The organism is Curtobacterium sp. PhB130 (assembly GCF_003755165.1).
Lineage (GTDB): Bacteria > Actinomycetota > Actinomycetes > Actinomycetales > Microbacteriaceae > Curtobacterium.
The window spans coordinates 114,660-137,070 of record NZ_RKII01000009.1 but is presented as its reverse complement, the minus strand read 5'-3'; the positions used below and the strand labels follow the sequence as shown (position 1 = coordinate 137,070).

Sequence of the window (22,411 nt, the reverse complement as noted above, 5' to 3'; positions counted from 1 at the left end):
GGGGCGATCGTGGTTCGAGACGCTCAGAGCAGCGCCGCCCGGACGCCCGGCATCGCGACCCACCGCCGCGCGCCGTCGGTCACCACCGTCACGAGCACGCTGTCGCAGTCCACGCACCGCGCGACCGAGCCCATCGCGGTCCGGTACGTCCGCGCCCGCCCGAGCACGCCGAGCGAACCGCACCCCGCACAGCGCAGCCGGGCCGAGGTCGCGTCCGGACCGAGGACGTCGGCGAGGTCCCCGGCAAGCGCGTTGCCGTCGAACAGGGTCATCAGTTGCCTCCGAACCGTTCCGCGCGGACGTCCGTCGTGTCGTGCCCGAGCTCCCCGAGCCACCGCAGGACCTGCTCGACGAACGGCGTCGAGCCGCAGACGTACACCAGGGCACCGGCGTCCGGCGGGAACACCGCCGCGGCGAGGACGTCCCGGGTGAGCCGCCCGACCGGCAGTGACGGGTCCGGCGCCCGGCGGCTGTACACGATCGCGTCGGTGAACGGCGCGGTGCCGGCGCGTGCGGCGTCGAGTGTGGACCGGAAGAAGACGTCGTCCGGCGTCCGCACGGCGTAGAGCAGCCGGAACGGGGTCGGGTCCTCGGCCTCGGTGTGCGCGGCGACCATCGCGGCGAGCGGCACGATGCCCGACCCGCCCGCGATCAGCTGGACGGGACGCGTCGGTGCGGCGGCGTCGGGTCGCCAGACGAACCAGCCGCCGAGCGGGCCGTGCACGTCGAGGGCGTCCCCGACCTCGACGGCGTCGACCAGGAACGGGGAGACCTCGCCGTCGTCGACCCGGTCCACGGCCAGGGTGACCATGGTGGAGTCGCCGGCGGACGCGATCGAGTACGAGCGCGTGGCCTGGTAGCCGTCCTCGGCGGTGAGTCGCAGGTCCAGGTGCTGACCGGGGTCGTTGCCGGGCCAGGTCGGGACGTCGAGGACGATCCGCCGGGCGGTCGGGGTCTCGGGGGAGACAGCGGCGACGGTCGCGGCGTGCCAGGCCGGCCGTCTGCGGGGCGGCGCGGACGGTGCGGAGCCGACCCCGGCCTCCAGACCGGCGGTGCCAGGCGGCACGACGGACGACGGCACCGTCACCAGTACCGCTCCTCCTTCCACGGGTCACCGTGGAGGTTGTAGCCCGCGTTCTCCCAGAACCCGGGCTCGTCCGAGGACTGCATCACGATCCCGCGCACCCACTTCGCGCTCTTCCAGAAGTACAGGTGCGGCACGAGGAGCCGCGCCGGCCCGCCGTGCTCCGGCTCGAGCGGTTCCCCGTCGGCCTCGAACGCGATCCAGGCCTGCCCGTCGAGCAGCTCGTCGAGCGGCACGTTCGTGGTGTACCCGCCGAAGCTGTGCACCATGCAGTAGTCCAGTGACGTCTCCACGTCCGCGAACAGCTTGTCGAGCGGCACCCCGCGCCAGGGCATGTCGAGCTTGGTCCAGTGCGTCACGCAGTGGATGTCGACGGTGACGTCCTCGACGCCGAGCGCCCGGACCTCGTCCCACGTCCACTCGTGCAGGCCCGACTCGGTGCGGATCGAGAAGCTCCAGTCGGTGGGCTCGATGTCCGGTGTGGCTCCGGCGGAGAGCACGGGCCAGTCGCGGACCAGGGTCTGGCCGGGTGGGATCCGGGACGCGTCGACCGACCCGGCATCGTCGCCCCGCCGTCGTCCGCCGAACCCGCGTGTGAAGCTCGCCATCGCAGCCCGTCCTCCCTGGACACGCACGCGCATCCGTCGGTCTGATCCTGGCCCCTCCGGGCCACCGGCGTGTAACGGGTTCGTAAACGTTCCGCGGATGCGCGTCACAGGATTCGCCAGCGACCCCACGGCCCTCTATCGTTCACCGGAACGATTACCAGGAGGGGTCACCCCGAATGCAGCCCATCGTCCAGCCCCCAGAACCCGACCGCCGTCCCAGCCGCCGCACGCTCCTCACGGGGGCGGCAGGACTCGCCGGTCTCGGCCTGCTCACCCTCACCGGGTGCAGCACCGGCGCGAGCGCGGGCACCGTCAGCATCCCCGAGCAGGCGGCCACCGGCGCCGCACGTCGCGGTGGTCGGCTCCGCATCGCCCGGCCGGCGGCATCGGCCGCCGAGACCCTCGACTCCGCCAGCTCGCTGTCCGCGTACGAGTACCTCGGCGCGCTCTACAACCGCCTCGTGAAGCTCGACGAGTCGGGGGAGACCGTCCCCGACCTCGCTCGCGAGTGGTCCGCGAACGCCGACGGCACCGTGTGGACGTTCCATCTGCGCCGTGGTGTCCGGTTCCACGACGGATCCCGGTTCAGCGCCGACGACGCCGTCGCGAGCATCGCGCACATCCTCGACGAGGCGACGGGCTCCCCGCAGGCCGGCGTCCTCGGTGAGGTGATGACGGCGAAGTCCATGCACGTGGTCGACCCGTACACGCTCCGCTTCGACCTGACGAAGCCGAACGCCGAGTTCCCGTCGCTCCTGACGGCGTACCAGTGCTACATCGTGCCGGCCGCCGCGGTGGCGACGATCGGCCGCACGGGCATCGGCACCGGACCGTTCAAGCTGTCCTCGTTCACGCCGGCCGGTGCCGGCAGCGTCGAGGCGTTCGACGACCACTTCGCCGGACGTCCGGCCCTCGACGGCATCGACTTCTTCTCCATCCAGGACACGACGGCCCGGGTGAACGCGCTGCTCGCCGGCCAGATCGACCTGATCTCGCAGACGAACCTCGACTTCGCCACGGCCCGGGTGGTGGCCGCCTCGGACCGTGCGACGGTCGCCCGCTCGGTGAACGCGCAGTGGTACACGATCCCGATGCTCGCGACGAGTGCCGAGTTCAAGGACCCGAAGGTGCGGCAGGCGATGAAGCTCGCCTACGACCCGAAGCGGATCGTGGAGACGGCACTGCAGGGGACCGGTTCGCCCGGTTGGGACAACCCGGTGCCGCCGCAGCTCGCCGCGTTCCTCGACGAACCCCGCGAGTACGACCCGGACAAGGCCAAGAGCCTGCTCAAGCAGGCCGGACGGGAGGGACTGCGCACCTCGATCTACACGTCCAGTTACGAGTCGGTCTTCACCCCGCTCGCGGTCGCGTACCGCGACCAGGTGGCGGACGCCGGGATCGACCTGACGGTCCGGAGCGCGTCCTCCGACTCGTACTACACGCAGATCTGGATGCAGAAGCCGCTGATGGTGAGCTACTGGTTCACCGGCCGGCCGATCGACCAGCTGCTCAACCAGATCTTCCGGTCCGGGTCCTCCTACAACGAGAGCGCGTGGTCGAACGGGTCCTTCGACCTGCTCCTGGACGAGGCCCGTGCGGAGATGGACGACGCCAAGCGGAAGACGCTCTACCAGGACGCCCAGCGACTCGTCGTCGCGGACGGCGCCGACATGACCCCGATGTTCGGCGACCGCCTCGTGGGGCTCTCCCGCGACGTCGTCAACTACTCGGAGTTCGGCTTCGAGTTCGACTACCTCCGGATCGGACTGCGCCGATGAACGTCCTCCTCCCCGTCCTCCGCCGCGTCGGCATCGCCGTGCTGACGGTGGTGCTCGCCTCCCTGTTCGTGTTCCTCGCGGTGCAGGCCCTGCCCGGCGACGTCGCGCAGCAGCTCCTCGGGCAGAACGCCACGCCGGCAGCGGTCAAGCAGCTGCGCGAGTCCCTCGGCCTCGACCAGAACGTGTGGCTCCGCTACGGGCAGTGGCTCGTCGGCGCGGCGCACGGCGACTTCGGGACCTCGCTCGTCAGCGGGGAGCCGGTCGCACCGACGCTCTTCACCGCGTTCCGGAACAGCATGCTGATCGCCGTGCCCGCGATGCTCGTCGGCGTGACGCTCTCCCTGACGCTCGGCGTCGTCGCCGGGGTCCGTCGCGGCCGTCCGAGCGACCGGGTGATCTCGATCGTCAGCCTCGTCGTGATGAGCGTCCCGGAGTTCATGGTCGCCACCGTGCTCGTGCTGCTCTTCGCGATCGGCATCCCGCTGTTCCCCGCCGTGGTGCTCCGCGGGAGCGACGCCACCGTCGGGGAGCTCCTGCCGACGATCTGGCTGCCGATCATCGTGCTGACCCTGGCGATGGCCGCGTACATCGTCCGGACCGCCCGGTCCTCGACGATCGACGTGATGGCGTCCGAGTTCGTCACCACCGCCGAGCTCAAGGGCCTGACGATGCGCCGAGTGGTCTGGAAGCACGCGGTGCCGAGTGCGCTGCTGCCGACGCTCAACGTCGTCGCGCTGAACGTCGCCTGGCTCCTCGGCGGCGTGGTCGTCGTGGAGAACGTCTTCAACTACCCGGGCATGGGCAAGCTGATGCTCGAGTCCGTCTTCAACCGGGACCTGCCGACGATCGAGGCGATCGCGCTCCTCAGCGCCGTCATCTACGTCATCTGCAACCTCGCGGCGGACCTCGTCGCACTGGCGCTCGACCCGCGGCTCCGCACCCGGCAGCGGCGGACCCGCGTCCGTCCGCCCGCACGACGGGCCGCACGCGCCGCCCGCGCCCGCGCGAACGAAGGGACCGCAGCATGACCGCCATCGCCCCCCGCTCGCGGAACGTGATCGGTGCCGCCGTCGCACCGTTGCGCTCCTCGACCGCCCTGAGCATCGGCCTCGGCCTCATCGCGCTGCACCTGGTGCTCGCGATCCTGGCCCCCGTCATCGCCGTGCACGACCCGGTGGCGACGGACTCGACGAACGTCCTCGCCGGCCCGGAGTGGAGCCACTGGCTCGGCACCGACCAGTACGGCCGCGACATCCTGTCCCGCACCCTGAACGGTGGCCGGTACGCGCTCCTGGTGACCTTCCTCGCGACGACCATCGCGGTCGCCGTCGGCACGGTCCTCGGTGCAATCACCGCGTACGCCGACAACTGGTTCGACGAGGTCGTGATGCGGGTCGTCGACGCACTGCTCAGCGTGCCGTCGATCCTCGCCCTGCTCGTCGTCGTGACGGTGTTCGACGCCGGGCTCTGGGTGATCGTGCTCGCCGTGACGATCGTCTACGCGCCCGCCGTGACCCGCGTGGTCCGTGGCGCCGCCCGGACGGTGATCACGCAGGACTACGTCACCGCGGCACGCGCCCGCGGGGAGAAGCCGCTGTCGATCGTGTTCCGCGAGATCCTGCCGAACGTCCTCGACGTCGTGCTCGTCGAGTACGCGATGCGGGCGTCCTGGATCGTCCTCCTCGTCGCCTCGCTGTCCTTCCTCGGCTTCGGTGCGAACCCGCCGACGCCGGACTGGGGCCTCATGGTGCAGGAGAACCGCACCGCACTGACCGTCGTGCCGCTCGGCACGCTGGCGCCGATCGTGGCGCTGGCGACGCTCGTGATCGGCCTCAACCTCGCCGCGGACGGGCTGGCCAAGTCGCTCGGCGTCGACCGTGCCACGCAGGGAGCAACGAGCGCATGACCGACCCCAGCACCGACGCGACCGCGTCGACGACCACGACCGCCGGGGACACGACCGCCGCGGACACGACCAGGACCGCACCGGACACCGCCACCGTCCGCGTCGAGGACCTCGCGATCTCCTACGCCGCCGGCCGGACCCAGGTCCCCGTCGTCCGCGGCGTCTCGTTCACCATCGCCGCCGGCCAGACGCTCGGCCTGGTCGGGGAGTCCGGCAGCGGCAAGTCCACCGTCGCCCGGACCCTCCTCGCGCACCTCCGCACCGGCTCCCGCATCGTCGGCGGTTCGGTCACGGTCGCCGACCAGGACGTCTTCGCCCTGTCGCCGTCCGCCACCCGGGCGCTCCGAGGCGGTACGGCCTCCGTGGTCGCCCAGAACGCCGGGCAGGCACTCACCCCCTCGATGCGCGTCGGCGAGCAGATCCGCGAGGCCCTCCGCGCCCACGGCGAGCCCGACGGCCCGGAGCGGGTCACGGAGCTCGTCCGGCTCGTGCGCCTGCCGTCCCCGGACACGATCGGCCGCCGGTACCCGCACCAGCTCTCCGGCGGCCAGCAGCAGCGCGTCGCGATCGCGATGGCCGTCGCCGCCCGACCCCGGGTGCTCGTCCTCGACGAGCCGACCACCGCGCTCGACGTCGTCACCCAGGCGGCGGTCCTCGACCTGGTCGCGGACCTCGGCCGGGAGCTCGGCATGGCCGTCCTCCTCGTCAGCCACGACCTCGGCGTCGTGTCGGCGATGGCCGACGAGATCGCCGTGATGCGGCAGGGCGAGATCGTCGAGCACCGCCCGACGGCGGCGCTCTTCGCCGACCCGCAGCACGAGTACACGCGCGCCCTGTTGGCCGCGGTGCCGGACGGGACCCGTCCTGGAGGCGGTGGGCACGCGCCGTCGACCGCGTCCGTCCCCGGGACGGTCGCCTCCAGGGCCACCGGCACCGAGCCTCCCGTCCGCCCCCTGGTGACCGCACGGGACCTGGTGGTGCGCTACGGACGCGGCCTGCCGGCCGCCGTCGACGGCGTGTCCTTCGACATCGCACCGCGCGAGACGCTCGCCGTCGTCGGCGAGTCCGGCAGCGGCAAGTCCACGCTCGCGACGGCACTCGCCGGGCTGGTGCCGGCCGAGTCGGGGACGTTCACCTACGAGGGCGGGGCGACCTCGGGGGACCTCCGGGACCCGGTCGCCGGACGGAGCACCGCGCTCCGCCGGGCCGTCCAGCTCGTGTTCCAGAACGCGGACACCTCGCTCAACCCCCGGCGGACCGTCGGCGCCGCGGTGGCGCGGCCGCTGCAACTGTTCACCGGATCGTCGTCGCGTGCGCGGGTCGACGAACTGCTGACGCAGGTGGGGCTCGGACCGGAGTTCGCGAACCGCCTGCCCGCCCAGCTCTCCGGCGGTCAGCGTCAGCGTGTCGGGATCGCCCGTGCGCTGGCGGCCGGACCGGAGCTCGTGATCGCGGACGAGATCACCACCGCACTCGACGTGCAGGTGCAGGCCGGGATCCTCGGGCTGCTGGCAGACCTGCAGCGTGAGCAGGGGCTGAGCTGCCTCTTCATCAGCCACGACCTCGCCGTCGTCCGGGGCGTGGCCGACCGGGTCGCCGTGATGACCGGCGGCCGGATCGTCGAGATCGGCCCGACCGAGCGGGTCTTCGGCGGCCCGAACCACCCGTACACGCGGACGCTCCTCGCGGCGACGCTCGAGCCGGGCGTCACCGAGCTGCCGGACGTCGACGACGGCGTGCAGCACTGGCGGAACGCCGACGGCTGGACCGACCACGGCGACGGCCACCGGATCAGGAACTGGGAGGACGCATGACCGCGTCGCTGACGGCGATCGGGGTGCCGGACGGCCTGCCGCCGGGCGTCGCGGTCCGGGACGAGTGGATCCCGATGCCGGACGGTGTCCGGCTGCACACCCGGATCTGGTCGCCCGTGACCGACGCCCCGGTACCCGTGTTGCTGGAGTACCTGCCGTACCGGCTCGACGACTGGACCGCGCCGCGCGACTCCGAGCGGCACCCCTGGTACGCCGCGCACGGGTACGCGTCCGTCCGGGTGGACATCCGCGGGACCGGGTCCTCGGACGGGTTCTTCGACGACGAGTACAGCGAGCAGGAGCTCCGCGACGGCGAGGCCGTGATCGCCTGGCTCGCCGAGCAGCCCTGGTCGACCGGTGCCGTCGGGATGTTCGGCATCTCCTGGGGCGGGTTCAACGCGCTGCAACTCGCCGCCCGCGCTCCCGCCGCACTCAAGGCCATCGTCACGGTGTGCTCCACCGACGACCGGTACGACAACGACGTGCACTACGTCGGCGGTGCGGTGCTCGGCATCGACATGGCGGCGTGGGGCGCGACGATGTTCGCGTTCAACTCCCGGCCGCCCCGGCCCGAGGTCGTCGGGCCGTCGTGGGTGTCCCGGTGGCGTGAACGGCTCGACGCGAACCGGCCGATGACGCCGGTGTGGCTGTCGCACCAGACGCGCGACGACTACTGGCGGCACGGCAGCGCGTCCGAGGACTACGCCGACATCAGCGCGGCGGTGCTCGCGGTCGGCGGCTGGGCGGACCCCTACCGGGACGCCGTGCTCCGCCTCGTGGAGCACGTCGACGCCCCGGTCAAGGGGATCGTCGGGCCGTGGTCGCACCAGTACCCGGACCGCGGACTCGCGCCGGGGCCGTCGATCGGCTTCCTGCAGGAGTCCCTCCGCTGGTGGGACCGGTGGCTCCGCGGAGTCGACACCGGTGTCGAGCAGGAGCCCGCGCTCCGGGCGTGGATCAACGACCCCGAGCCGCCCGCGTCGTACTACGCCGAGCGGACCGGTCGCTGGGTCGGCGCGACCGCCTGGCCGTCGACGTCCACCGAGCCGCGGGTGCTCCCGCTCGACACGTTGCGCGGCGGCCGCGACGGCGCCGTCATCGTGGCCTCGCCCGAGGAGACCGGCGCCGACGCGGGCCGGTTCTTCCCGTTCGGCAACGCCACCGACCTGCCGCCGGACCAGCGCGCGGAGGACGGCCGGTCCGTCTGCTTCGACCTGCCCGTCGAGGAGTCGTTCGACCTGCTCGGCAACGTCCTGGTCGACCTGTCGGTGACCAGCGACCAGCCGCGCGCGACCGTGACCGTGCGGCTCTGCGACGTCGCGCCGGACGGCAGCTCCACGCTCGTCACCCGTGGGGTGGTGAACGCCGCGCGTCGGAACGGGATGGACCGCGACGACCCGCTCGAACCCGGGACGTCGACCGTGGTGCCCGTGCGACTCGTCTCGACCGGGCACCGGTTCCTCGCCGGGCACCGCCTGCGCCTCGCGGTGTCGACGTCGTACTGGCCGTGGGTCTGGCCGCACGGGGTCGCCGCGGCGCTCGTGGTCGACCCGGCGGCGAGTTCGGTCACCCTGCCGGTGTGGCACGGCGACCCCGCGGTGGACGCCGGCATCCGCTTCGAGGACCCGGTCCGGTCGACGCCGCTGGCGATCACCCGGGTCGAGCCGACGGAACCGCTGCCGCAGCGCACCGTCACGCACGACGTCGAGACGGGGGAGTGGACGCTCGACGTCGACCCCGGCTACGGCGGCGGACGCGTGTACCCGGACGGGCTGGTGTTCAGCGAGGACGCCCGCGAGACCTACCGGATCCGCTCCGGGGACCCGACGTCCGCCAGTGCGGCGTCCCGGTGGGCGATCGGGCTGTCGCAGGACACCTGGGCGGCACGGCTCGAGACCACCTCGTCCGTCACCGCGTCAGCGGAGGCGTTCTCCGTCGTGAACACCGTGCGGGCCTGGGCCAGGGACGGGGTGGACGCCGCCGAGGAGCTCGTCGCCGAGCACACCTTCCGCGATGAGGTGCCCCGGGGGTCCGCGTGAGCACGGCGGCGTCCGCCCCCGGGCGCGTGCGGCAGCGGCCGGAGGTCCGGCGCGCGATGATCGTCCGCGCCGCGCGGTCGGTGATCGTCCGGAACGGCCTCGGTGCCACCGGGCTCCGGGACATCGCGGCCGAGGCCGGGGTGTCCGTCGGCACGGTGACCTACCACTTCGCGAGCGTGGCCGAGATCCTCAACGAGGTCGTCGTGCTCGAGACCGAGCGGTTCTACGGCGCGATCGTCGCGGCCGTCGACGCCGAGCCCGACACCGTCCGAGCACTCCGGATGCTCGTCGAGCCGCTCTTCGACGACAGCGACGAGGTCCGGCAGCACTGGCGGATCTGGTCCGACTACTGGACGGCGGTCGCACGCCGTCCGGAGGTCGCCGACGAGTACGCCGAGCGGATCCGCGTGTGGGAGGCGTGCCTGGTCCGGGTGATCCGGCGCGGGGTCGAGGACGGCACGTTCGACACGGCCTCGGACGGCATCGACGCCTCCGTCGTGGCGCTGAAGCTCGCCGCGTACAGCGACGGCGTGGCGACCCAGCTCGCGCAGAACGCCCCCGGGCTGACGAACGCCGTCGCGCTCACCTGGATGTGGGAGTTCCTTTCACAGCAACTCGGGGTTGTTCTGAGGTAAGGCTTCCCTTACCGTTGAGCCATGGCCCGGACCCGACGACAGCCTAGTGAGCGCATCCTCATCGCAGGAGCCGTCGAGGACCTCCCGGAGATCCACCGGATGCTCGCCGAACTGCCCGAGAACGCCTACGGCCAGGTCTTCGTCGAGGTCGCCCTCGACGAGCAGGTCCGCATCCTGCCGGCACCGCCGCGCGTCACCGTGACGTGGCTCGTCCGCACCACCCGCCCGTCGATCGTCCCGTCGCTCTGCTTCGCCGACCACGGGGAAGCCCTGGCGGCCGCCGTCATCGGCTGGGCGTCCGAGTGGTGCGTGACCGACTGCGAGCCGCGCACCTCCGTGTGGATCGGGTGCTCCGACAGCCCATGGGCCGAGCAGGCCCGCGCCGCCGTCCAGCTGGAGCTCGCCGACGCCGGCCAGCAGGTCGTCGTGGAGTACGGCGGGTAAGGTCAGCCTGTGCTTCCTTGCGCCGTTCAAGAAAACGGAGCATGGTGGGTCCATCGGTCAGACCGGGTGCAGGAACCCGGTGCAACCTCGAGGTAGCAGGAGGCAACCATGAGCACGAGCACCACCACGACCACCACCACGACGAACACCACGTCGCCGTTCTCCACCACGCCGGAGCTCGCCGCCGGGGTCGCCCAGTTCCTCGCGCCCGTCGTCATCGACCTCGAAGCCCTGGTCGTCAACGGCAAGCAGGCGCACTGGCACGTCCGCGGCCGCAACTTCATCGGCGTGCACGAGCTCCTCGACCAGATCGTCGAGCACGCGCAGGAGTACGCCGACCTCGCCGCGGAGCGCATCGTCGCCCTCGGCCTGCCGGTCGACTCGCGCATCGCGACCGTCGCCGCGAACACCACCATCCCGGCGCTGTCGGAGGGCTTCCAGAACTCCGACGTCACCATCACCGAGGTCATCGCCGACATCGACGCCGCGCTCGCGCAGGTCCGTCGTGCGGTGGAGGGCCTCGACGAGGTCGACCTCAACAGCCAGGACGTCGTCATCGAGATCGAGCGCGGGCTCACCAAGGACCGCTGGTTCCTGCAGGCGCACCTCGCCGCCTGAGTCGCGACCACTCCGCTGACGGGCAGGTCGAATCGCTCGCAGGAGGTCGAATCGCGCGTAGGAGGTCCGAACTTCGGACTTCCTACGCGCGATTCCGCTTTCCATCGCGACCGGGATGGGAAGAAAGCTCCGCCCGTGGCGCACACGCGCGGCGGACCGGTCGCTCAGGACCGGGCGGTGTTCACGAGGCACCGCCCTCCGAGGTGCCTCCTGACGTCTCGCGGATGCGGCGCACGACCGCACTCGTGGAGTGCTCCGGCACGTAGTCGACCATCACGACCTCGCCGCCGTAGCCCCGCACCACCTCGGTCTCGCGGAGCATCTCGGGGGAGTAGTCCCCGCCCTTGACGTAGACGTCCGGGCGGACCCGCTCGATGAGGGGGATCGGGGTGTCCGTCGCGAAGACGGTGACGAGGTCCACGCAGGCGAGTGCCGCGAGGACGCCGGCGCGGTCCTCCGCGGTGTTGATCGGCCGCTCGGGGCCCTTCAGACGGCGGACCGAGTCGTCGTCGTTCAGCGCGACGACGAGCAGGTCGCCGAGCTCGCTCGCCTGCCGCAGGTACGACGTGTGGCCACGGTGCACGACGTCGAAGCAGCCGTTCGTGAAGACCACCCGACGGCCGTCGCGGTGCGCCTGCTCGACGGCGGCGGCGAGGTCGTCGTGGTCGACGACGGTCTCCGCCGGGGCCTCCACGGAGCGGAGGAGGGCGTCGGCGTCGCAGGTGGACGTCCCGGCCTCGCGGACGACGACGTCGGCGGCGGCCTGGGCGAAGGTGACGGCGTCGCGGGCCGACGCACCGACGGCGAGGGCGACGGACGCGGCAGCGCAGAACGTGTCACCGGCGCCGGACGCCTGCTGCTCGGACGCCGGGGTCGCGCGGGTACGGAAGCCCTGGTCCTCGCCCCGTTCGAGGAGCACCGTGCCGTCGCGGTCGAGCGTGACCACGGCGGCCTCCGCGCCGGTCGCCCGGAGCACCTGCTCGCGCGCCTCGACCACGGTCGCGGCGCGGTCGGTGCCCTGGTCGAGCGTGCGACCGAGGAGCGCCGCGGTCTCGCTGGCGTTCGGCGTGACGAGGTCCGGACGGAGGTCGTGCCACCCGCGGAGGTCGTGGGCGTCCACCACGACGACGTCGGGGCGGTGCGCCTCGAGCACCGGCAGCACGGACTCCGGTGTGACGCCGAGGCCGTAGTCGCACACGACCGCGGCGTCGGCGCCGTGGACCGCTCGGGCGATCGCGGCGGCGAGCTGGTCGGTGTGGCCGTCGGTCGGGGTGCCCGCGAGTTCGTCGACACGGACGACCACGCGGTCGCCACCGAGGATCCGGGACTTCGAGGTCGTGGTGGCGCCGGGGATCCGCACCATGAACGACGTGTCGACGCCGGCCGCGCCGAGCCGCTCGAGCAGGACCGTGCCGGTCTCGTCGTCGCCGACGATGCCGACCATCCGGACCCGGGCGCCGAGCGTGCGGGCGTTCACCGCGGTGTTCGCGGCACCACCGGGGACCGCGATGGTCTCGGTGACGCGGACGACGGGGGCCGGGGCCTCGCGGGACACCCGTTCGGCCTCGCCGATGGTCCAGCGGTCGAGGATGCAGTCGCCGATGACGACGACGAGCGGTTCGCGGTCGTCGATGCGTCCGACGAGGTCCCGGACGAGACGGACGTCGGCGGTCACCGGTCGAACCCCTCGGCGTCGGCGGTGGACGTGTCGGCGGCGGCCTCGGGCGCTGCCGGCGCTGTCGGCCCTGCTGGCGGCGCCGGTTCGAGGTGCACCACCGTGGTCGTCGTCATCTCGTCGAGCAGGTGCGGCCCGTACCCGAAGCCGGCGCCGGAGGCCGCGCGGGGCTCGGCGCTGCCGCCGGGAGCGCCGCCGAACACGGCGTTCACCTTCACGGTGCCGACCGGCAGGGTCGCAGCGGCCCGGAGCGCGTTCCCGGTGTCGTTCGTCAGGACGGTGGCGGCGAGGCCGTACCGGTCCGCGGCCGCGAGGCGCAGCCCCTCGTCGAAGGAGTCGACGACCCGCACGGGCGCGATCGGCCCGAAGGTCTCCTCGGTCAGCGCGAGCGCGTCGTCCGGGACCTCGGTGAGCACGGTCGCCGGGTAGAACGTGCCGTCACCCTCGGGCACGGTGCCGCCGGTCCGGACCCTCGCGCCGCGGGACACCGCGTCGTCGACGTGCTGCTGCACGAGGCTCTGGAGCCGCTCGTCGACCAGGGGGCCGTACTCGGCGGCGGGCAGCGCGGTGCGGCGCTCGGCCTCGGCGACGAGTGCGTCCACGAAGGCGTCGGCGACGTCGCGGTGCACGTAGACGCGCTCGACGCTCGTGCAGATCTGGCCGGTGTTGGCGAAGGCGCCGAGGGCGGTCTGCGCGGCGGCCCACACCGGGTCGACGTCGGCGTCCACGACGACGGCGTCGTTCCCGCCGTTCTCACGGATCACGTGCGCGCGGGTGCCGGTCGCCGCCGCCGCGAGTCGGTCGCCGGTCGCGGTCGAACCGACGTGCGCGTAGACCGCGATGCCGTCCTCGGCGAGGAGCGCCTCACCGGTGGACGCGTCGCCGTCGACACCCACCAGGACGCCGTCGGGCAGCACCTCGGCGAGCAGCTCGTTGAGCCGTGCGATGGTCGCCGGGCACCGCTCGCTGCCCTTGTGCACGACCGTGTTGCCGGTCACGACGGCCGCGCCGATGATCCCGAGTGCGACCGCCACCGGGTCGTTCCACGGGGTGAGGGCGAGGACGACCCCACGCGGGTGCGGCACGGTCCAGTCGGCGGCTCCGTGTTGGCCGCGGAGCGACTCGCCACGGTGCAGCGGTCCGAGTTCCGCGTACTGCAGGAGCGTGCCGATGCCGGCCTCCACCCCGCCGAGTGCGTCGCCGGGGACCTTGCCGGTCTCGCGGGTGTTCAGCTCGGCGAGTTCGTCAGCGTGCTCGCGGAGGTGTTCGGCCGCGGTCCGGAGCAGCGCACCCCGGTCGGCCGGAGCGGTGCGCGCCCAGGTCGGGAACGCGGTCCGGGCCCGGGTCACGGCGTCGTGCACCTGCTCGGGGGACGCGACGGGCGTGGTCGACGCCACCGCCCCGGTCACCGGGTCGAGGACGACCAGCTCGGTGGTCTGCGCGGTCGTGGTGGGGGCTTCGAGCGTCATGCGCGTCCTTCCGGAACAGCTGTCGGGAGCGGGAAGTCAGACCGTGCTCCTCGCTCCCTGGGCACGGTCACGGGGTCCGCGGTGGGTGGCCAGGCCGGGCCGACCGGGGGACGCGCACGACTCGGTCCCGGTAGACAGGGAGGACCGGACAGGCGAGACGAAGGAGAACGCGGACGTGGTGCGGATCGGCAACGGCGGCGAACGGTTCGAGGGGATCCGCGAGATCGCGGTGCTGCGGGGCGGGGGCCTCGGCGACCTGATGTTCGCGATGCCGGCGATCGAGGCGCTGGCCGCCGCGTACCCCGAGGCACGCCTGACGCTGCTCGGCGCCCCGGCCGCCGCGACCCTGCTGCAGGGCCGGACGGACGCCGTCCACGCCTTCGAGGAGCTCCCCGTCGCCCCCGGCGTCCGGGACTCCGGCGAGGGCGCCCCCGACCTCGACGAGTTCTCGGCCCGGCTGCACGGCCGGTTCGACCTCGCGGTGCAGCTGCACGGCGGTGGCCGGAACTCGAACCCGTTCCTGCTGCGGCTCGGCGCCCGCCACACCGTGGGCACCGCGACCGAGGACGCCGAGGTCCTCGAGCGCTGGGTCCGCTACGTCTACTACCAGCACGAGGTCCTCCGCGGCCTCGAGGTGGTCGGGCTCGCGGGCGCCGACCCCGTCACGCTCGACCCCCGCGTCGCGGTCACCGACGAGGAACGCGCCGCGGTCCGCTCCCGGCTCGGCGTCACGCGGAACCTCGTCGCCATGCACCCCGGCGCCACGGACCCCCGTCGTCGCTGGAGCCCCGAGCACTTCGCCGCCGTCGCACTCGCCCGCATCGAGGCCGGTGACGACGTCGTCCTGGTCGGCGACGACTCGGATCGCCCGGCGGCGTCCGCGATCGTCGCGGCGGTCGGCCCCGCGGGCGCGGCGCGGCTGCACGACCTCGTCGGGACGCTGCCGCTCGGCGAGCTGCCGGCGGTGCTCGGCGCGGCCGACGTGATGGTCGGCGACGACTCCGGCCCGCGGCACATCGCCCTCGCCGTGGGTGCCAGGACGGTCGGCGTCTTCTGGTTCGGCAACGTGATCAACGCCGGTCCGCTCGACCGCGGCCGGCACCGGGTGCTGATGAGCTTCGTCACGCGCTGCCCGGTCTGCGGCGTCGACGTCACCCAGGTGGGCTGGACCGCGGAGCGCTGCGAGCACGACCCGTCCTACGTCGACGAGGTCACGCCCGACCGCGTCCTCGCCGAGGTCGAGGACCTCCTCCACACCCGCTGACGGCCGCCGCCCGAGACGGGGCACCAGGACGGACGGGAGGCCCGGTACCAGCTGGCACCGGGCCTCCCGTCCGTCGTGGGGTGGCGACCACCGGGTCACGGCCAGCTGGGCTCCGTGGCCGGCATGATCGACAGCTCGCGGATCTCGCAGCCGGCCGGCTGCGCGAGCGCGAAGAGGATCGCGTTCGCGACGTACGACGGCTCGATGAGCTGTGCGTCCGGTCCCGGCTTGTACTGCTCGGTCCGGTCGGCGAAGAAGTTCGTGCGCATCCCGGCCGGGATGACGTTGGTGACGCCGACCTTGCCGGCGGTCTCGGCCGCGAGCGCCTGGGAGAACCCGCGGACGCCGAACTTCGACGCCGAGTAGGCGGTGCCGTCGCCGACGCCGCGGAGCGCCAGCGAGGAGGAGATCGTCACGACGCGGCCGTGGTGCTCCTCGAGGGTGGGGAGCGCCGCGCGGACGACGGCGGCGGTCCCGAGCAGGTTGACGCCGACGATGCGCTCCCAGTCCGTGGCGGAGAGCCCGCCGATCGGGGCGGGCTTGTCGATCCCGGCGGCGGTGACGACGGCGTCGAGACCGCCGTGGCGCTCCGCGGCGTCGCGGACGGCCTGCTCGGTGGCGGCGGTGTCCGTCACGTCGACCGCGACCGCGTCGATCCCGTCGGCGACGCCGTCGACCCGGAGGTCGAGGACGATCGGGGTGCCGCCGGCCTCGATGACGGCGTCGACGACGGCCGCTCCGAGTCCGGAGGCGCCGCCGGTGACGAGGACGCGGCCGATGGGCGTGGTGGGGACGGGCATGTGGTTCCTTTCGTGGAGGGGAGTGGGGCGACGCGGTCGGGCTGGGTCAGCCGACGGCGGCCAGGGTCAGCCGACCGCGCCCAGGGTCAGCCGACCGCGGCCAGCGCGGAGGCGAGGCGGGTCGTGGACCGGCCGGGGTGGAACGGCACGGTGACGACCCGTCCGCCCCACTCGGCGAGCGTGCGGGCCTCGGGCAGTTCGTCCGCGGTGTAGTCGCCGCCCTTCGCCCACACGTCGGGGCGGAAGCGGCGGAGGGCCTCGTCGGGTGTGGTCTCGTCGAACACCACGACGGCGTCGACGCAGTCCAGCGCGAGGAGCAGTTCGACGCGGTCGTCCTGCGTCATGATGGGCCGCTCCGGACCCTTCAACTGCCGGACCGAGTCGTCGGAGTTCAGGCAGACGACCAGGCAGTCGCCGAGCGCACGGGCCGCGGAGAGCGTCCGTGCGTGTCCGGCGTGCAGCAGGTCGAAGCAGCCGCCGGTGGCGACGACGGTCCCGCCGGCGCTCCGGACCTCGTACACGACCCGCAGGGCGTCCCGGTCGGCTCCGGGCACGGCGACGGGGGTCGGTGCGGCGTCGGCCAGCAGCGACGTGACACCGCCGGCGGCGAGGTAGGCGGACGCGTCGGCGACCCCGGCGGCGACCGCGTCCGGGACGTCGGCGCCACCGGCGAGGGCGACGGCGACCCCGGCAGCGAGGCGGTCGCCGGCGCCGCACGGGTCACCGGCGGAGACCGACGGTGCCGGCAAGAACCGGCTGTCCATGCCGCGGGCGGTGCGGCGGCCGACGAGGGCACCGCGGTCGCCGAGCGTCACGGCGACGGCGCCGATGTCCCACGTGGCGACGAGTGCTGCCGCGGCGTCGGTCGCGAAGGGCACGCCCTCGCCGCCGATCGCCGTGAAGCGGCGGGCCTCGGAGGCGTTCGGCGTGGCGACGGCGATCCCGGCGACGGGGTCGGCGCCCTTGGGGTGCGGGTCCCAGACGACGGGGGTGTGTGCGGCGACGCGGGCGATCGCGTCGCGGAGCTCGGGCGCCGCGGCGACACCGCGGCCGTAGTCGGCGACGATCACGGCGTCGACACCGTCGAGCGCGGCGGTCATGGCGTCGGTGACCGACGGCACGGGCGGGGTGTCGCACCCCTCGTCGATGCGGACGAGGGCGTGGTCGCCGACCCGGACCCGGGTCTTCACGGGGGTGGCGACGCCGGAGGGTCCGGCGACGATGCGGACGTCCGGCAGGAGGCCGCGGATCGTCGTCGCGTGGTCGTCGTCGCCGAGGACCGTGACGAGGGTCACGTCGTGGCCGTCCTTCGCGAGCATCGTCGCGACGAGGCCGGCTCCACCCGCGCGGCGGTCGTCGGTGCGGACGTCGACCACGGGGACGGGGGCGTCGGGACTGAGTCGTTCGCTGGTGCCGCTGACGTCGACGTCGAGGAGCGTGTCCCCGACGACCGCGATGCGGAGACGGGCGGCGGCGCCGGGACCGCCGGCGGCGGCACGCTGCGCGCCGCCGGCGCCGGAACCGCCGGCGCCGGAACCGCCGGCGCCGGCACGCTGCGCGCCGCTCATCGTCGGCCCCCGCGCCGGAGCGCCGGCTCCATCGCCGTGCAGAGCGCGTGCACGAGGACGAGCTGCGCCTCCTGCACGTTGGCGGACGGCCCCTCGATGCAGATCGCGTCGTCGACGGCGTCGGCGAGCGGGTTCGGCCGCATCCCGGTCATCGCGAGCGAGCGGGCACCGACGGCCCGTGCCGCCGCAGCCGCGGCCAGCAGGTTCGGGCTCTTGCCGCTGGTGCTGAGGAGCACGACGACGTCCCCCGCCCTGGCGTGCGCCCGGACCTGCCGTGCGAAGACCTCCTCGAAGCCGTAGTCGTTCCCGATCGCGGTGACGGCGGACGTCTCGGCGTGCAGGGAGATCGCGGAGTACGCGGGGCGGTCCCCGTCGAAGCGGCCGGTGAGCTCGGACGTCAGGTGTTGCGCCTCTGCGGCCGATCCGCCGTTGCCCGCGGCGAGCAGGCGTCGCCCGGCGACGAGCCGCGACGCGATGTCGTCGGCCCACGCGGCGATGTGGTCGCGGTGGTCGACGAGCGACGCGACGACGGGCACCGACGCCGCGATGTGGTCGAGCACCGCCCGGGCGCTGTCGCTCATCCGCTCGGCGGTGCCGAGCGCACCGGCGGTCCCGGTCCCGGCTCCGTGCTGGTCGATCGTCATCGTGCTGTCCTCTCCGTCGCACGGACGGACCGGCTGGCGTGTGCGCCCCGGCCCGACGTCCTGGGCGCGAGGGCCGCGCCGCCGATCAGTCGCTCGTACACCCGCTCGGTGTCCGCGGCGACCCTGGTCCACGCGTAGCGGGACTCGACCCGAGCGCGTCCTGCTGCGCCGTACGCCGCTGCCCGCGCGGGGTCGTCGAGGAGCCCCGCGACGGCAGCCGCCACCGCGGCCTCGTCCCGCGGCGGCACGTGCATCCCGGTCGCGTCCTCCACGACGGTGTCGATGAGGCCGCCGACCTGCGACGCGACGACCGGCCGGCCGCACGCCATCGCCTCGAGCGGCACGATGCCGAACGGCTCGTACCAGGGCGCGCAGACGACGACGTCGGCGCTCCGGTAGACCGCTGGCATGGCGTCCTGGCCGAGCTGGCCGCGGAAGGACACGTGGTCCCGGACGCCGAGCGAGCGGGCGAGGGCGTCGAGCCGCTGGTACTCCGGGTCGTCCGCCAGGTCGGCGCCCGCGGTGCCGGCACCCCCGACGACGACGAGTTCGACGTCGCGACCGGCTTCGACCAGACGGGCGAGTGCGGCGATCGTGGTGCCGACGCCCTTGCGGCGCACGAGCCGCGACGCGGTGAGGATCCGCGCGGACCGGCCGCGCTCCTCGACGGGCCCGGTCGGTCGGAACCGGTCGACGTCGACCCCGCACGGCACGACCGAGATCGCGTGCAGCGGGACGCCGAGCGCCTTGAGTTCGAACGCCTCGTCGGAGCACGTCGCGACGACCTGGTCGACGCCGCGGCCCACGGCGGGCTCCACCCACTCGCGTTCGGCCGGGCTGGTGTCGGCGGCGCCCTGGTGCCGGCGCTTCACCACACCGAGGGCGTGGAAGGTCTGCACGATCGGGATCCGTGTCCCGCCGGTGCGTGCCTGCACCTGGGTGACAGCGTCGAGCGCCGCGTGGCCGGACATCCAGAAGTGTCCGTGCACCACGTCGGGCCGGTCGACGAACCACTCGGCGGCGAGCACCTGCGCGAACGTCGCCATGTACGGGTACAGCTCGTCCTTCGGGACCGAGCGCGCGGGCCCGGCGTCGACGTGCACGACCTCGACGCCGGGGCGCAGCATCACGCGGGCGGGCAGGGAGGCGTCGTCGCGCCGCGTGTACACCGTCACCTGGTGGCCGCGGTCCGCGAGCGTGCCGGAGAGTGCGGCGACGTGCACGTTCTGTCCGCCGGCGTCGACACCGCCGAGCACGGCGAGCGGGCTGGCGTGTTCGGAGACCATCGCGATCTTCATCGGGTGCTCCCTTCCAGAGTGGGACTCGGGGTCCGCCGCGCGCGCCGGTGGCGCGTCACGACGTCGTCGAGGAGCTCGTCCCAGTCCCCGAGGAACCGTCCGAGCGAGTGGCGTGCGAGCGCGGCTTCGCGGGCGACGGCTCCGCGACGGCGCGCCTCGTCCGGGTCGTCGACGAGCAGCCGGGAGGCCCGGGTCAGCTCCGCCACGTCGGTCCCGATCGCGCCGGCACCGGCGGGCACGGTGCGCACCGCGTCGGTCGTCGCGAGGACCAGGACCGGCATCGCCATGTGCATCGCCTCGATCAGGGAGAGCCCGAGCGAGGTCCAGCGGTTCGGGTGCAGGTACGCGCGCCGGTCGGCGAGCGCCGCGTGCATCGGGTCGGGCTTGACGTCGCCGAGCCCGACGAGCCGGTCCCCGTGTCCGAGGTCGGCGAGGTGTTCGGTCCCCATGCCGAAGACGTCGACGGGGGCGACCTCGGCGAACCGGGGGAGCAGGTCGGTGCCGACGACGCGGTTCCGGCGGACGGGTTCGTTGATCACCGCGCCGAAGCGCTCGAGCCGCCCGGTGTACAGCGGGCCGGGGTCGACGACACCGTGCTCGACGACGGTGGTCCGGGCGGCGCCGCAGTCCCACATCAGGGCGTTCCAGTGCGTCACGTGCGCGATCGTCAGGTCGTCCCGGTCGCGGAACGGGTGCAGGCTGTTCGGCACGTCGACCCGTGGGGCGTTGTGCTCGACGAAGACGGTGGGCACGTCGCGGCCGCCGAGGAGCGACCTCGCGACCTCGGCCTCCTCGGTCCGCTGCAGCACGACGAGGTCCACGTCGGCGTCGGCCAGGTCCTCCGGGGCGATCTCGACCACGTTCGGCCAGTCGCGTCCCCCGGTCCCGAGCCCCCATGCGTCGCGCGCCGGGGTGGTCGGGACGAGGTACTCGTGCCGGCCTCGGACGAAGGCGTCCATCCAGCCGCCGTGCACGTGCCAGACGAGGATGCGCATGCAGTCCCTTTCGGTGTGACGAGGAGGAGGAGGGGGAGGAGCAGTGCCGGACGCTACGCAGCGCTCTCTGGGCCGCTTCGCAGACTGCTCCCGTTCATCCGCGGAGCGCGTTCGAGCAGGCGTTCGTGCGCCGCGAGGACGTCCTCCGGGGTCACCGACGACAGGCACGGGTGCCCCGGGACCGGGCACTCCCGGGCACGACTGAGCCGGCACGCGGCGCCCTGATCACCGAGCAGTTCGACGTGCTCGGCGTCCGGCGCCCACTTCGCCGCCGGCACCACGGGGGAGAACAAGCTGACGATCCGGGCGCCGACCGCGGCGGCGAGGTGCGCCGGACCGGTGTTGCCCACGACGACGACCTCGGCGCCGGCCAGCACCGCGGCGAGCTCCGCCGGGGACGTCCGCCCACCGAGGTCGAGCACCGGCGTCGCGGAACCGGCACCGCCGGCGGCGACCTCGGCGGTCAGCGCGCGCTCCCCGGGGGACCCGGTGACGACCACCGGGACGCCGAGTTCCGCGTACACGGCGACCAGCGCGCGGTGGTGCTCCGGCGGCCAGGACCGCGCCGGGACGCTCGCGCCGGGGTGGACGACCACGTACCGGCCCAGCGCGACCACCTCGACCGGTGCGACGGCGTCGTGTCGGACACCGAGCCTCCCGTCGTCGTCCGGCGGCAGCGGGAACCCGGCCGCCTCCGCGATCCGCAGCGCGCGCTCCGGTTCGGGGATGTCCTCGGGGAGGTCCTCGCCCGGACGCAGCCGGACGTCGAGGAGCGAGCCGGGGTGGTCGACGGACGCGCCGGAGACCCGGGGGACCCCCGCGAGGCGGAGCAGCATCGCGAGCGGCAGCGGCGACTGGTGGAAGGAGGTGAGGACGACGGCCTCGTCGATGCGCTCCTCGGCGACGAGTGCGCGGAACTCGGCGAGGACGGCGCCGTCGAGCGGACGGGCTGTCTCCGTCACCCACGGCGCTGCCCAGACCCGGACGCGGTCGATGCCGGGGAGCAGCGCGGCGGCCGGGGCGCCCTGAGGGCCGCAGAGCATGGTCACGTGGGACGCTCCGGCGGCCACGGCGCGGACGGCGGGGCCGGTGACCAGGACGTCGCCGAAGGAGTCGAGCCGGGCGACGAGGACCCGGGGCTGGTCGTCGCGCACGGGGTCGCCGCTCCTGCCGTGGTCGTCGCTCATGGCCTGGTCGTCGCGACCCGCTGCAGTGCCAGCGCCACGGCCTCCTCGATCGTGTCGGCGACCGTCTCGGCAGCGTCGATCTCCTCGCGGCGGGTCCGCGGGGTGGGCACCAGGATCGCCTGGGCACCGGCGGCGGCGGCGGCGCCGACGTCCGCGCCGATGTCCCCGATCACGACGAGCACCGCCACCGGGACGCCGAGCCGCTCGGACGCCTCGAGCACGAGTCCCGGGCGGGGCTTCCGGCAGGGGCAGTCGTCCTCGGGGCCGTGCGGGCAGACGCACCAGACGTCGAACGGCCCGACGAGCTCGTCCACGCGGGCGTTCGTCGCGTCCACCTCGGCGCGGGTGGCTCCGCCGCGGGCGATCACGGACTGGTTCGTCACGACGCCGACCGGCAGCCCCGCCGCCCGGGCACGCTCGACGGCGCGACGGGCGCCGGGGACCGGCACCACCCGGTGCGGGTCCGCGTTGTACGGCACGTCGATGATCAGCGTGTCGTCACGGTCGAAGAGGAGACCGCCGACGACGCGGTCCACGGAGAGAGCCATGGCCCAGGTTCTACCCGGGACCGGCCGGGCGGCGGAG

Annotated in this window: 21 protein-coding genes; 9 read left to right on the top strand and 12 right to left on the bottom strand. The window is 73.8% G+C overall.

Going from position 1 to position 22,411, the window contains the following annotated elements:
• Positions 1-23: 23 nt before the first annotated feature.
• From EDF24_RS14055 to EDF24_RS14045, 3 genes are read right to left on the bottom strand one after another with little or no spacing between them, the layout of a single operon-like run.
• Positions 24-272: a DUF6510 family protein gene (locus EDF24_RS14055; protein WP_123653391.1), complete on the bottom strand. Its 249-nt coding sequence runs from the start codon at positions 270-272 to the stop codon at positions 24-26.
• Positions 272-1,087, bottom strand: a complete 816-nt coding sequence (locus EDF24_RS14050; RefSeq protein WP_260233451.1) for an FAD-binding oxidoreductase — start codon at positions 1,085-1,087, stop codon at positions 272-274. Before EDF24_RS14050 ends, EDF24_RS14055 begins: the two co-directional genes overlap by 1 nt.
• Complete coding sequence (locus EDF24_RS14045; RefSeq protein WP_123653392.1) at positions 1,084-1,692, bottom strand: molybdopterin-dependent oxidoreductase; 609 nt, start codon at positions 1,690-1,692, stop codon at positions 1,084-1,086. Before EDF24_RS14045 ends, EDF24_RS14050 begins: the two co-directional genes overlap by 4 nt.
• A 176-nt stretch (positions 1,693-1,868) precedes the next feature.
• Here EDF24_RS14045 and EDF24_RS14040 point away from each other — a divergent pair, with 176 nt between their 5' ends.
• The 8 genes from EDF24_RS14040 to EDF24_RS14005 all read left to right on the top strand — a co-directional run bounded on the left by EDF24_RS14040 (position 1,869) and on the right by EDF24_RS14005 (position 10,926).
• A complete protein-coding gene (locus tag EDF24_RS14040) occupies positions 1,869-3,470 on the top strand; it encodes an ABC transporter substrate-binding protein (protein ID WP_123703663.1) in 1,602 nt (533 codons plus the stop codon).
• Positions 3,467-4,498: an ABC transporter permease gene (locus EDF24_RS14035; RefSeq protein WP_123703661.1), complete on the top strand. Its 1,032-nt coding sequence runs from the start codon at positions 3,467-3,469 to the stop codon at positions 4,496-4,498. Before EDF24_RS14040 ends, EDF24_RS14035 begins: the two co-directional genes overlap by 4 nt.
• Positions 4,495-5,376: an ABC transporter permease gene (locus EDF24_RS14030; protein WP_123653395.1), complete on the top strand. Its 882-nt coding sequence runs from the start codon at positions 4,495-4,497 to the stop codon at positions 5,374-5,376. Before EDF24_RS14035 ends, EDF24_RS14030 begins: the two co-directional genes overlap by 4 nt.
• Entirely contained in the window at positions 5,373-7,190 is a 1,818-nt protein-coding gene (locus EDF24_RS14025; RefSeq protein WP_123703659.1) for an ABC transporter ATP-binding protein, read from the top strand. The genes EDF24_RS14030 and EDF24_RS14025 overlap by 4 nt, the downstream gene beginning before the upstream one ends.
• Positions 7,187-9,229 carry a CocE/NonD family hydrolase gene (locus EDF24_RS14020; protein ID WP_123703657.1) on the top strand — a complete coding sequence of 681 codons (2,043 nt, stop codon included), beginning with the start codon at positions 7,187-7,189 and terminating at the stop codon, positions 9,227-9,229. Before EDF24_RS14025 ends, EDF24_RS14020 begins: the two co-directional genes overlap by 4 nt.
• Positions 9,226-9,864: a TetR/AcrR family transcriptional regulator gene (locus tag EDF24_RS14015; protein WP_260233450.1), complete on the top strand. Its 639-nt coding sequence runs from the start codon at positions 9,226-9,228 to the stop codon at positions 9,862-9,864. The genes EDF24_RS14020 and EDF24_RS14015 overlap by 4 nt, the downstream gene beginning before the upstream one ends.
• A 21-nt stretch (positions 9,865-9,885) precedes the next feature.
• A complete protein-coding gene (locus tag EDF24_RS14010) occupies positions 9,886-10,308 on the top strand; it encodes an SIP domain-containing protein (RefSeq protein WP_123703655.1) in 423 nt (140 codons plus the stop codon).
• A 108-nt stretch (positions 10,309-10,416) separates the two neighbouring features.
• Entirely contained in the window at positions 10,417-10,926 is a 510-nt protein-coding gene (locus tag EDF24_RS14005) for a Dps family protein (RefSeq protein ID WP_123653399.1), read from the top strand.
• 181 nt (positions 10,927-11,107) lie between these two features.
• Here the strand turns inward: EDF24_RS14005 and rfaE2 are convergent, their stop codons facing one another.
• On the bottom strand, positions 11,108-12,601 hold the full coding sequence (rfaE2, locus tag EDF24_RS14000) for a D-glycero-beta-D-manno-heptose 1-phosphate adenylyltransferase (RefSeq protein ID WP_123703653.1): 1,494 nt from the start codon (positions 12,599-12,601) through the stop codon (positions 11,108-11,110).
• Entirely contained in the window at positions 12,598-14,070 is a 1,473-nt protein-coding gene (locus EDF24_RS13995) for an aldehyde dehydrogenase (protein WP_123703650.1), read from the bottom strand. Before EDF24_RS13995 ends, rfaE2 begins: the two co-directional genes overlap by 4 nt.
• 175 nt (positions 14,071-14,245) lie before the next feature.
• Here EDF24_RS13995 and EDF24_RS13990 point away from each other — a divergent pair, with 175 nt between their 5' ends.
• Complete coding sequence (locus EDF24_RS13990; protein WP_123703648.1) at positions 14,246-15,334, top strand: glycosyltransferase family 9 protein; 1,089 nt, start codon at positions 14,246-14,248, stop codon at positions 15,332-15,334.
• A 95-nt stretch (positions 15,335-15,429) separates the two neighbouring features.
• Here EDF24_RS13990 and EDF24_RS13985 read toward each other — a convergent pair whose 3' ends face one another.
• From EDF24_RS13985 to EDF24_RS13955, 7 genes are all read right to left on the bottom strand, one after another.
• The gene (locus EDF24_RS13985) at positions 15,430-16,134 is read right to left on the bottom strand and encodes an SDR family oxidoreductase (RefSeq protein ID WP_123653403.1); all 705 of its coding nucleotides are present in this window, start codon (positions 16,132-16,134) and stop codon (positions 15,430-15,432) included.
• An 86-nt stretch (positions 16,135-16,220) separates the two neighbouring features.
• The gene (locus EDF24_RS13980) at positions 16,221-17,702 is read right to left on the bottom strand and encodes a PfkB family carbohydrate kinase (RefSeq protein ID WP_123703646.1); all 1,482 of its coding nucleotides are present in this window, start codon (positions 17,700-17,702) and stop codon (positions 16,221-16,223) included.
• Entirely contained in the window at positions 17,699-18,346 is a 648-nt protein-coding gene (locus EDF24_RS13975) for an SIS domain-containing protein (RefSeq protein ID WP_207909653.1), read from the bottom strand. Before EDF24_RS13975 ends, EDF24_RS13980 begins: the two co-directional genes overlap by 4 nt.
• Positions 18,343-19,644, bottom strand: a complete 1,302-nt coding sequence (locus tag EDF24_RS13970) for a glycosyltransferase (RefSeq protein WP_123703644.1) — start codon at positions 19,642-19,644, stop codon at positions 18,343-18,345. Before EDF24_RS13970 ends, EDF24_RS13975 begins: the two co-directional genes overlap by 4 nt.
• Complete coding sequence (locus EDF24_RS13965) at positions 19,641-20,639, bottom strand: glycosyltransferase (RefSeq protein WP_123703642.1); 999 nt, start codon at positions 20,637-20,639, stop codon at positions 19,641-19,643. The genes EDF24_RS13970 and EDF24_RS13965 overlap by 4 nt, the downstream gene beginning before the upstream one ends.
• A 53-nt stretch (positions 20,640-20,692) precedes the next feature.
• The gene (locus EDF24_RS13960; protein WP_123703640.1) at positions 20,693-21,826 is read right to left on the bottom strand and encodes a glycosyltransferase family 9 protein; all 1,134 of its coding nucleotides are present in this window, start codon (positions 21,824-21,826) and stop codon (positions 20,693-20,695) included.
• On the bottom strand, positions 21,823-22,374 hold the full coding sequence (locus EDF24_RS13955; protein WP_123703638.1) for an HAD-IIIA family hydrolase: 552 nt from the start codon (positions 22,372-22,374) through the stop codon (positions 21,823-21,825). Before EDF24_RS13955 ends, EDF24_RS13960 begins: the two co-directional genes overlap by 4 nt.
• Positions 22,375-22,411 lie beyond the last annotated feature (37 nt).

Excerpts from the sequence above, each read along its gene's own strand:
- EDF24_RS14055 (WP_123653391.1), bottom strand. The coding sequence starts at position 272 with ATGACCCTGTTCGACGGCAACGCGCTTGCCGGGGACCTCGCCGACGTC.
- EDF24_RS14045 (WP_123653392.1), bottom strand. The coding sequence starts at position 1,692 with ATGGCGAGCTTCACACGCGGGTTCGGCGGACGACGGCGGGGCGACGAT.
- EDF24_RS14040 (WP_123703663.1), top strand. The coding sequence starts at position 1,869 with ATGCAGCCCATCGTCCAGCCCCCAGAACCCGACCGCCGTCCCAGCCGC.
- EDF24_RS14035 (WP_123703661.1), top strand. The coding sequence starts at position 3,467 with ATGAACGTCCTCCTCCCCGTCCTCCGCCGCGTCGGCATCGCCGTGCTG.
- EDF24_RS14030 (WP_123653395.1), top strand. The coding sequence starts at position 4,495 with ATGACCGCCATCGCCCCCCGCTCGCGGAACGTGATCGGTGCCGCCGTC.
- EDF24_RS14025 (WP_123703659.1), top strand. The coding sequence starts at position 5,373 with ATGACCGACCCCAGCACCGACGCGACCGCGTCGACGACCACGACCGCC.
- EDF24_RS14020 (WP_123703657.1), top strand. The coding sequence starts at position 7,187 with ATGACCGCGTCGCTGACGGCGATCGGGGTGCCGGACGGCCTGCCGCCG.
- EDF24_RS14010 (WP_123703655.1), top strand. The coding sequence starts at position 9,886 with ATGGCCCGGACCCGACGACAGCCTAGTGAGCGCATCCTCATCGCAGGA.
- EDF24_RS14005 (WP_123653399.1), top strand. The coding sequence starts at position 10,417 with ATGAGCACGAGCACCACCACGACCACCACCACGACGAACACCACGTCG.
- EDF24_RS13995 (WP_123703650.1), bottom strand. The coding sequence starts at position 14,070 with ATGACGCTCGAAGCCCCCACCACGACCGCGCAGACCACCGAGCTGGTC.
- EDF24_RS13985 (WP_123653403.1), bottom strand. The coding sequence starts at position 16,134 with ATGCCCGTCCCCACCACGCCCATCGGCCGCGTCCTCGTCACCGGCGGC.
- EDF24_RS13980 (WP_123703646.1), bottom strand. The coding sequence starts at position 17,702 with ATGAGCGGCGCGCAGCGTGCCGGCGCCGGCGGTTCCGGCGCCGGCGGT.
- EDF24_RS13975 (WP_207909653.1), bottom strand. The coding sequence starts at position 18,346 with ATGACGATCGACCAGCACGGAGCCGGGACCGGGACCGCCGGTGCGCTC.
- EDF24_RS13970 (WP_123703644.1), bottom strand. The coding sequence starts at position 19,644 with ATGAAGATCGCGATGGTCTCCGAACACGCCAGCCCGCTCGCCGTGCTC.
- EDF24_RS13965 (WP_123703642.1), bottom strand. The coding sequence starts at position 20,639 with ATGCGCATCCTCGTCTGGCACGTGCACGGCGGCTGGATGGACGCCTTC.
- EDF24_RS13960 (WP_123703640.1), bottom strand. The coding sequence starts at position 21,826 with ATGAGCGACGACCACGGCAGGAGCGGCGACCCCGTGCGCGACGACCAG.
- EDF24_RS13955 (WP_123703638.1), bottom strand. The coding sequence starts at position 22,374 with ATGGCTCTCTCCGTGGACCGCGTCGTCGGCGGTCTCCTCTTCGACCGT.